6 protein-coding genes and 1 pseudogene are annotated in these 7,857 nt (G+C 70.5%); all 7 read right to left on the bottom strand.

Annotated elements, in window-relative coordinates; genetic code table 11:
* Positions 1 to 71: 71 nt before the first annotated feature.
* Entirely contained in the window at positions 72 to 317 is a 246-nt protein-coding gene (locus tag ACFU99_RS25000; protein ID WP_384395554.1) for a hypothetical protein, read from the bottom strand.
* Between the two features lie 30 nt (positions 318 to 347).
* The gene (locus ACFU99_RS24995; protein WP_384395552.1) at positions 348 to 1,556 is read right to left on the bottom strand and encodes a peptidoglycan-binding protein; all 1,209 of its coding nucleotides are present in this window, start codon (positions 1,554 to 1,556) and stop codon (positions 348 to 350) included.
* 144 nt (positions 1,557 to 1,700) lie between these two features.
* Positions 1,701 to 2,144 carry a hypothetical protein gene (locus ACFU99_RS24990; RefSeq protein ID WP_384395550.1) on the bottom strand — a complete coding sequence of 148 codons (444 nt, stop codon included), beginning with the start codon at positions 2,142 to 2,144 and terminating at the stop codon, positions 1,701 to 1,703.
* Positions 2,145 to 3,248, bottom strand: a complete 1,104-nt coding sequence (locus tag ACFU99_RS24985; RefSeq protein ID WP_384395548.1) for a hypothetical protein — start codon at positions 3,246 to 3,248, stop codon at positions 2,145 to 2,147.
* A complete protein-coding gene (locus ACFU99_RS24980; RefSeq protein ID WP_384395546.1) occupies positions 3,248 to 4,177 on the bottom strand; it encodes a hypothetical protein in 930 nt (309 codons plus the stop codon). The genes ACFU99_RS24985 and ACFU99_RS24980 overlap by 1 nt, the downstream gene beginning before the upstream one ends.
* An 11-nt stretch (positions 4,178 to 4,188) precedes the next feature.
* A complete protein-coding gene (locus ACFU99_RS24975; RefSeq protein ID WP_384395544.1) occupies positions 4,189 to 5,130 on the bottom strand; it encodes a hypothetical protein in 942 nt (313 codons plus the stop codon).
* Positions 5,127 to 7,857 (bottom strand): annotated as a pseudogene (locus tag ACFU99_RS24970) (hypothetical protein); the annotation flags it as partial. The pseudogene ACFU99_RS24970 and the gene ACFU99_RS24975, both read right to left, overlap by 4 nt.

The raw sequence follows: 7,857 nt of genomic DNA, 5'->3' as shown, positions 1-7,857 counted from the left end.
CTTCCAAGAGGCCCGAGGGCCCCGTCGTACGACGGGGCCCTCCTCTTGCTCAGCCCCAACGCGGGTCCCAGTCAGCCACGCACGGCTTCGAACACGGCGAGGGCCACCGCGGTGATGCTGGCCAGCACAGCAACCGTGGGTATCGGCCACCGTCCCTTCTCCAGCGCCGTCACCCTCTGTTCCAGCTCTTCGACCGCCTTGTCGGTCTGATCCGACCGTTGGACGAGCAGCGCAAGCTGCCCGTCGATCCTGGCGAAGCCGACTTCCAGGGTGTTGCGGAGTTCTGCGAGCGCCAGGGCAACCTCGCCGTCCGGCATAGCGTCCCTCCTTCCTCCAGTCGAGGCCGGTCAACGGGGCGGGGTGGCTGGATCTCGCTTGGTCGGAAGCCATGAGGCCGTACCGGACCGGCCCAGGATCGTTCCCATGGCGGACTTGAGGGCGGAGAAGCCGGCGGGCATCGCTGATACCGCAGCCGCCTGAAGCGACGACAACGACACCAGGTCGGTGGTGCCGGAGGCGAGCAAGAGCCCGAAGAAGGACTGGGCATAGGTGGCGACGACGCGCTCGGCGACGTCGGCGAGGGCCTGAGGCATGGTGTCGGGCTTCTTCTCTTCGTCGTCGGAGTTCCCGGGCACGGCGGCGCCGGCACCGCCTGGGACATGGAGCTTGGTCCAGCTGGCTTCGCCGGGGAGGCCGTCGGCGTCGGTGCCGTGGTAGCCGCATTTGATCTGCCAGGCGGCGTATGACCGCCGATGGGTCTCATTCCAGACCGGCCCCGGCGGGGTGCCGTAGGAGTCGCAGCCCTCGGCGATCAGCCGCTTGCCCATCGCCTCGATCACCGGTGACGCCCGGCCCGTGTGGAAGAAGTCCGGCCCCGGGTAAGCCGCGTACTTGGGCTTGGGCTTGGGGCCCGGCTTCGGCTTGGGTTTCGGCTTGGGCTTGGGCTTCGGTTTCGGCTTGCCGCCGTCCTTGAGATGAGCTGCGACACGAGCCCGAAAGGCATCCATATCGATGCCGCCGGGGTCCGGCTTACCCGGCTGCCACTCCTTGTGACCGATGACGCTGTGCTCATTCCATCCGTGGGCATGGCACAGTGCAGCCGCGACGCGGACCATCGCGTCGAGCTGCGCCGCAGGCCAGGGCTGGCTGCCGGTGTTGATGCACTCGAACCCGTAGAAGCGGCTGTTGCCGTCGGCGTCGCCTTCGTTGTCGCGCGGCAGATGATCCTTCTCGGCGATGACCGCATGCAGGACGTCGCTGTCGCCCATCCCGGCGTGGTTGGCCCGTCCGTAGCCGACCAGGTGGATCGTTCCGGACCGGTCGATGACACCGTGGCACAGGGGCCCCGGAAGCCCCTGGTAGCCGACCCGGCACAGATCCACCATGTCGCCTTCGGAGGAGTACGGGCCCGTGTGGTGGATCATGACCCCGTTCAAGGGGCCCCAATTGCCGTGGCCTCGGCGGTTGTGGGTGCGCCACGTGCCGTGCTCGACGACTCCGAGCCCGGCGGCCTTCAGCGTGGACAGGAATCTGTCGGCGCTCAGCGGTGTTGCCATGGCTCTGCCCTTCTCCCCTGCGCCGAAATGGCATGTGGCCGGGCCCGTCTTGGGCCGGTCCCTCGGGAGTTGGGCTGGCGGGCGGAGGGTCGCCCGGTGATCGTCATGGTACCCAGTCAGGTGCGCCAGGACGGCGAAGAGCGGCTACTCCTCGGCGTCGTCCCGGTCAGCGCGGCATGAGGCGCTGTCCAGACTGAGCCAGGTGGCCTTCACGTTGCCGCCGTCCTGTACCCGAAGTGCCACCACGCCTTGGGGATCGACATCGAGGTGGAGCTCGCGGCGGTCGGCGTCGGAGGCCACCGGAATCGTGCGGGGTGCTGCGGGCCGGCAGCCTTCCGGCAGGAGGGCGATGGTCGCCCCGTCCACGGCCCGCCCGTCCTTCAGGCCGATTCGGCCGCTGAAATCGACCGTCTCCCACAGGTTGGCGCGCACCTGCGGTGGCTGCTCGGAATCCGGTACCGCGGTGTCGCCGGTCAGCGGCAGGTCGCGCCAAGGCGGGTACGGCGCGCGACGAGCCCGCTCCAAGACGGTCACCCGGCGCTCCAACCGGGCCATGCGGCGCGCGAGCGCGGCTATCGCGTCCGGCATCTACTGCTCCTCCCCCTTGTCACCGGATTCCTCCGGTTTGACCGTGCGTTCCAGCTTCAGCGTCACGCGTTCGGGGGTCTCGCCGTCACCGGGCCGTATGGTCCAGCCGACGATGCGGTTCCACCCGTCGTACGCGGTGTGCGGCTCGTGCAACCGGATACGGACGTCGTCGCCGACGCGTAGTGCCTCGATCGGTGCTGCCGGGTGGTCGACGATCTCCAGCTCGGTGAGCGTCGGCAGGATCTGCCGGGCGAGGCGCTCGCGCCGTGTGCGCTGCTTGAGCTTGGTCTCGTCCTTCTCGCTGGTCTCCAGCCGGCTCTCCAAGCGCAGTCGCCCGTTGCGCACGCCGTCGATGACGACCTTGCGTTTCTTGCCTTCACCTGCGCCGAGGCCGACCACCCACTGGGCGTAGGCATCGGCGTCCTCGACGACGTGCGGGGTGCCGATCAGGTTGGCGCCGGTGGTGAACGTCAGGTCCTCGCGCCGGCGGCCGAGTCGGGGAGCGCCGAGGGTGATGCGCCGCTCTGCACGGTGCTCGCGCCAGGCGACGGTCTCCGACCACTCCAGGCCGTCGTCGGCCTCGGCCATCTCGTCCACGATCTCGCCGAGGTTGCGGGCCTCCCACTTGTGGGTGGTGTAGGGGTCTTTCGCCGTACCGATCGTCGCCTTCGACTTCGTGTCGTCCACGACGACCTCCAGGTCGCCGTCTGGCTGGGCCTGCGCATACGCCCACACGTCGCGGATCACCTGGCATGGGTCGGCCTCGATGTACGGGCCTCGCCCGCCCAGATTCCCGTGGAGGTCCAAGCGGCGGTGCAGGTAGCTGGTGAATCCGCTCGCTTCGATGGGGAGTTTCGTGCCCTCGGGCTCGGTTCGCCAGACCAGCCCGCCCCACACGAGCTGTGCGTTCCGCTCGACGAGGATCACCACGTTCCCGGCGTCGAGCATGCCGCTGAGCCCGTGGCCGAAGCTCGGGCTCAGCGTGCCGTGGAACGATCCGGGGCCGGATTTCTCCGGTCCGAACTCGACTTCCGTGAGCGGCAGGGACCAGTGCAGGATCTCGCCGGTGGCAGCGTCGGCGACGATGTAGCGGTAATCGGGCATCACACTGCGCCTTCCGTGAACTCCAGCTCGGCGACGACGGTGGTCCCCTTCGCCACGGACAGGTCGCCGTCGCCGTACTTGTCGATCTGGTCGATCTGTACGGCCAGGTGCTGGCGGGTGCCGCGGTACTCGGCCGGGACCGCGAGGTCGTCGGCGAGTACGACGGTCGTACGGCGGGTGGTAGTGCCGTCGTCGTCCACCACGGTCGGCTTCGCGGTGCGCTCGCCGAAGCGGGTGCGCATCTGGGCGTAGATGCTGCCGGCCTCGACCCGCAGGCCGGACACGGTGAGCACGAGGGTCACGTGTGTCGCCCAGTCCGGGACGGCCACGTCCCACGCGGCTTCCTCCGGCCATGCGATCCAGCGGTCGTGCTTCTCGGGCAGCTTCTTGGTCTCGTCCGGGTGGGCGATGCGCAGCGTGCGCTCGGTGCGCGGAGTGGCAACCTGTCGCAGGTCGGTGATCATGTCGGCGGTGACCGTCGCGGTGGAGCGCGGCAGGGTGAGCCGCGCGAGCGGGATGCCGGTCATGCCGCTCGGCACGTCGGTCGCGTCACGGGCCACGTCCTGCACCAGGTGGAAGTAGCCGATGTCCTCGCAGCCCGGGTCGCGCTCGCCTTCGAACTCGGGATCTTCCACCCGCAGGATCAACAGGTCCGTGCGGCTGAACGGCCCGGTGGCCGGGACGCTGACGGTGCTGTCGCCGATGTTGCTCTGGGTGTAGGCGCCCTGCCAGGGCCGGGCTCCGTGGATGAGCGCCGAGCCCCCGCCGACGCGTACTGCGGATCCGGGCGTCTCCAGGGGCCGGACCTTGAGGTCCCCGGCCTCGGCGACGCCTGGTCGGCCGCGTGCCAGGTCACGGATCATCAGGCGCATCGCGCGGGCGGTGTGCCGTCCGCCGTCCACGATCATCGGGGGCTGGACGAGGGTCACTTGGTCTCCGTTCACAGGGCGGTGTACGCCGAGCGCCACGACACTTCGAGGCGGGCGGTACCGGTCGGGGCGTCGGCGCTCCAGCCGATCTCCGACCGGCCCGGCGGGATGGTGAACTGATCGGGCCGGGACGCCGGGGACAGGGCGTTGGCGACGTTGGTGATGCCGTTGCGCAGGACCCAGCCGGTGCCGGGTCGGGTCTCCATCTCCACCCACTCCCCGGTACGCAGGGACAGGTCCAGGTCGAGTACGCGGCCGGTGACCGTGTTCCAGATGCGCGGGTCGGTACACGGGCCGTGCACTCGAAGGGTCGGCCGCGCGGAGACGGTGCCCGCGTTGGTGACCCAGCCGGGGCGGTCTGCCCCTTCGTCCTTCGCGCACGCGCCCAGCAGCTGCTCGACGCCCTGTGCCTCCGCCGCGATGTGCTCGCGCCGTCGAGGGGCCGCCTGGTCAAGGCTCAAGTCCAGATGGGAGGAGGTATCGGCGTGCCAGCGGGGGTCGAGGGCGGCGAATTCGATGTCCAGCGGCAGCCAGCCGGCGGCCGCGTTCGCCGTGCTCGTCACCTCCATACGGCGCAGCCGCCCGTACAGCCGGCGTGTGCCGTGGCCGGGCCAGCGGCCACGCAGCACGGCCCGTCCCTCGGGGCGGGTGCGGGCGGCCGGGTCGTCGAGGGCCAGCTCCAGCCGGGACAGGAGCTCGGCAGCTGCCGTCGGGTCGCCGGGGGTCTTGATGCCCGCTTCGATCCGGACCGTACGAGGTCCGTAGAAGTCCTGGCCGGGGAAGGTCCCGTCACCGGTGGGGTTGTCGGTGTCCTGGGGCCGGACGCCGGGGGAGCCCAGGCCCTCGACGGTGCCGACGGGCACCTGTGTGCCGTGGCCGAGGACGACTCCGCCGATCTCGAATTGCCACGGGGCGAGGTCGATCAGGGGCTGCTGCTTGGGTGGTGTGCTCATGCGACTCTCCCGCCACGTTGGGCGTTGCGCAGGTTGCGCATCATTTCGGTGCCGATCTGCTCGGGGGTCGCGGAGCTGTCGCTGACGGTGACCGGCATGGTGCCGATCAGGGGCTGCTGCTCGCGTACGACCACGACCTGGACCCGCCCGCCGGCGCGTGCGTCGACCACGTGGGAGCGGGCGCCGTTTGTGCCGGTGCGCACGTCGAAGCGGCGCACGACGTCGGCCATGGCGGCCGCGCTCCGGGCCTGTGTGAAGGAGCTGGCCATTACCGAGCCGTACGAGCGGCTGGCCCGCCCGGTGGTGCCTCCGTCGGCGAACCACTGCACCTCGCCGCCGAAGCGGCCGACGACGTCTTCCACGACGGCCTTGCTGCGGGCGCGTTTGGAGGCGGCAAGGGGGACGTACGCCTCGCCCTGCGTCTCCGGCTCCGCCCACACGCGCAGGTCTCCGGCGGGGGCGATCTGCGCGACGTGCTGCTCACGGCGGAAACCGCCGTCGGCGTAGTAGTCGACCACGGCGCCCTGGGCGTGCTTGCGGGCCTGCTTGCGCATGTCGTCGGCCTGGCGTTGGAGGGCTTTGGCGGCGTTGTCGTTCGAGTCGCGGAGCTCGTCGAAGATGGTGACGTGCCGGGTGGTGACCGTCACGGACTTGCCGCGCAGGGCATCGATCCGCCGCTGGATCGTGTCGGCCGCCTTGCGCGGGCCGCCGGTGGGGACGAGGACCTTGACGTTCTTGGAGCCGGGGACCTTCTGGATGCGGAAGCCGAGGCTTTGCAGTTCTTTGCGGGCTTTGGCGGTGGGTGCGGAGACCGTCACGGACTTCGCGCCGGGCGTCGCTCGGATCTTGCCCTGGACGGCCGACAGGCCCTTGATCGCGGCGGCGGTAGCCGCGGAGACCCGCACGTTCTTGCTGTTCGGGGTCCGGCCGAGCTTGGTGATCAGCCCGTCCAGATTCTTTCGCGCGGCGGCCGTCGGCGCTGTGATCTTGATCTGCCGGGTGCCCGGCACCGTCTTCACCGTGAAGCCCAGGGCGCGGAGCTTCTTCTGCGCGCCGTCGCTCACCGAGTCGACCTTGATCGTCTTGGCCTTCGGCAGGCGATGGAACTCCGACTGGACGGCGATCAGGTTGGCCAGGGTGCTGTCCATGCCCTTGGTCTGGAGCAGCAGACTGACCTTCGAGGGCAGCAGGCCCAGACTGTCCGCGACGCCCTGGGCCTGGGTCTTGGTCAGCCCGTAGCCGCGCGCGGCCCGGACGGCGGCTTCGCGCGCCCGGCTCATCTCGCCGCGCGCCTTGGCCAGCGCCTTGGGCAATGCCTCGCCGTTGCGCTGCGCCAGGTCGTACGTGGCCACGGAGGCATCCGCCGCCGCATCGGACAGCGACGTGAGCTGGGTGTAGAGCTGCTGGCCGTTCCTCGTGCCGGTGTTGATGGTCTTGTCCTGGTTGACCAGTTGTCGGCCGCCGTAGCCCTGTTCCCGGTTGACGTTCTTTCCGCCCTCCTTCAGGTCCAGGACGGCGCTGTTCACCTTCGCCTTCGCGGCCTGGAGCGAGATCTGGCCGCCCGAGAGCAGGTCGAGTGCGCTCTTGAGGGAACGGGTGCGGGTGTCGGCGTCGGCGGTCTTGTCCGCCAGGCCGCCGACCGCGCCCTTGAGCCGGTCGTACGCCGAGGTGCCGTCGCCGGCACCCTGGGTGGCCTTCGCCAGTTCCTTGGCGTTCTTCACCGACTCGGCCATCTCGCCCTTGACGCTGCCCAGTGCGTCGGCGGCGTCCTTGTACCGCCGGCCGACGTCCGAGTAGTCCAGGACCGACGCTTTGCCGCCCGCCAAGTCCTTGTACTCCTTGTGGTTGTCGGCCGTGGCCTGGAGCTTCTTCTGCAACGCGTCCAGGGAGGTGCCCTGGCCGAGGTAGGCGTCGGTCAGGGTGGAGACGGGCACACCGGCCTGCTCCATGACCTTGGTCAGCTGGCCCTGGGACACCTTCGTGTCCAGCAGCGCCTGTGCGGCCTGCCCGCGCACATCACCGTTGATCTGGCCGCCCGACTCCCGCAGCGCCGAGGTGAGTGAGGAGATGCGCTGCTGGTGCTCGGCGGCGGCCTGCGCGGCGCGCTGCTGGCGCGCGGCCAGCAGCCCCAGGCCGACGGAGACCCCGGCCATGGCGATACCGAAAGGGCCGCCGAGCGCGTTGGAGATGCCGCCGAGGGCCGATCGCAGGCCGCTCCCGGCGGCGCGGGAGACGCCGTTGAGCGTTCCCGCGAACGTCACGCCCGCCCCGTTGGCGCTGCGGAACGCGCTGGTCATGTTGCCGAGGAAACCCACCCGGGCCTGCACCGCGGCCCACGCCGCGCCGTACCGGGAGATCGCCGCGCCCGAGGTGGCGGCGAGGGTCTGCTGCACCCGCATCTGCTGCGCGAAGTTCTGAAAGCCCGTGCGCACGGGCCCGGTGACCGTGGTGGCGAGGCGGCTCAGGCTGGGCTGGGCCCTGCGGAACAGCAGCAGTGCCAGGGCCGCCGACTGGATCGGTCCGGGGAGCGCGCCGAAGGCGCTGACCAGGCCGCCCACTACGTGTCCGACCGGGGCCAGGATGGCGGACAGGCCGCTCACCGCACTCATCGCCGCGTTCGCGACCGTGGCGATGATGTCGAGCGTACCGGCCGCGGCGCCCTCACCCGGCGGTCGCTGCTGCGCGCCTCCGGCATCGGGGCGCTCACCGTCGGCGGCCTGTACGGGC

The sequence above is a fragment of the Streptomyces sp. NPDC057654 genome (assembly GCF_042800135.1).
Classification (GTDB): Bacteria; Actinomycetota; Actinomycetes; order Streptomycetales; family Streptomycetaceae; genus Streptomyces.
Note: the sequence above shows the minus strand (reverse complement) of the source record. Positions and strands in the feature narration are given on the sequence as shown.